Below are 1,254 nucleotides of genomic sequence, written 5' to 3' on the forward strand. Positions count from 1 at the left end.
TGCCCTTCAGCGGCAGGATGGCTTGGGTCTTGCGGTTACGTCCCTGCTTGGCAGAGCCGCCCGCGGAGTCACCTTCCACCAGGTACAGTTCGGACAACGCCGGGTCTTTTTCCTGGCAGTCAGCGAGCTTGCCCGGCAGGCCGGCGATGTCCAGCGCACCTTTGCGGCGGGTCATCTCACGGGCCTTGCGCGCCGCTTCACGGGCGCGGGCGGCGTCGATCATCTTGCCGACGACCAGTTTGGCTTCGTTCGGGTTTTCCAGCAGGAAGTCGGAGAAGTACTTGCCCATCTCCTGCTCGACCGCGGTCTTCACTTCGGAAGACACCAGCTTGTCTTTGGTCTGCGAGCTGAACTTCGGATCCGGCACTTTCACCGAAATGATCGCGGTCAGGCCTTCGCGGGCATCATCACCGGTGGTGGCGACTTTGTGCTTCTTCGCCAGACCTTCCTGCTCGATGTAGTTGTTCAGGTTACGCGTTAGGGCCGAGCGGAAACCCACCAGGTGAGTACCGCCGTCGCGCTGTGGAATGTTGTTGGTGAAGCACAACAGGTTCTCGTTGAAGCTGTCGTTCCACTGCAGGGCGATTTCCACGCCGATGCCGTCTTCACGCTGGATGTTGAAGTGGAACACCTGATTGACCGCAGTCTTGTTGGTGTTCAGGTATTCAACGAACGCACGAAGGCCGCCTTCGTACTTGAACAGTTCTTCCTTGCCGCTGCGCTCATCCTTGAGGACGATGCCGACACCGGAGTTGAGGAAGGACAGTTCACGAATGCGCTTGGCCAGGATGTCCCAGCTGAAGTGAATGTTCTTGAAGGTTTCGCTGGAAGCCTTGAAGTGGATCTGGGTGCCGGTGGTTTCGCTGTCGCCAACGATGGCCATTGGTGCCTGAGGTACGCCGTGGACGTAGGTCTGTTCCCAGATCTTGCCACTGCGGCGTACGGTCAGTACGAGTTCTTCGGACAGCGCGTTCACCACCGATACACCTACACCGTGCAGACCGCCGGATACCTTGTAGGAGTTGTCGTCGAACTTACCGCCAGCGTGGAGGACGGTCATGATGACCTCGGCGGCGGAAACGCCTTCCTCTTTGTGCACGTCTACCGGGATGCCACGGCCGTTGTCTTTAACGGTGATGGACTCATCCGGGTGGATGATGATGCTGATGTCGTCGCAGTGGCCGGCGAGGGCTTCGTCGATCGAGTTGTCGACCACCTCGAACACCATGTGGTGCAGACCGCTGCCATCGTCGG

1 protein-coding gene is annotated in these 1,254 nt (G+C 59.3%); it reads right to left on the minus strand.

Annotated features, from left to right (window positions below; all coding sequences use genetic code 11):
- The coding region (locus tag DBR18_RS09795; protein ID WP_256588659.1) for an ATP-binding protein at window positions 1–1,254 on the minus strand (1,254 nt) is incomplete at both ends.

The organism is Pseudomonas sp. HMWF021, assembly GCF_003061005.1.
Classification (GTDB): domain Bacteria; phylum Pseudomonadota; class Gammaproteobacteria; order Pseudomonadales; family Pseudomonadaceae; genus Aquipseudomonas.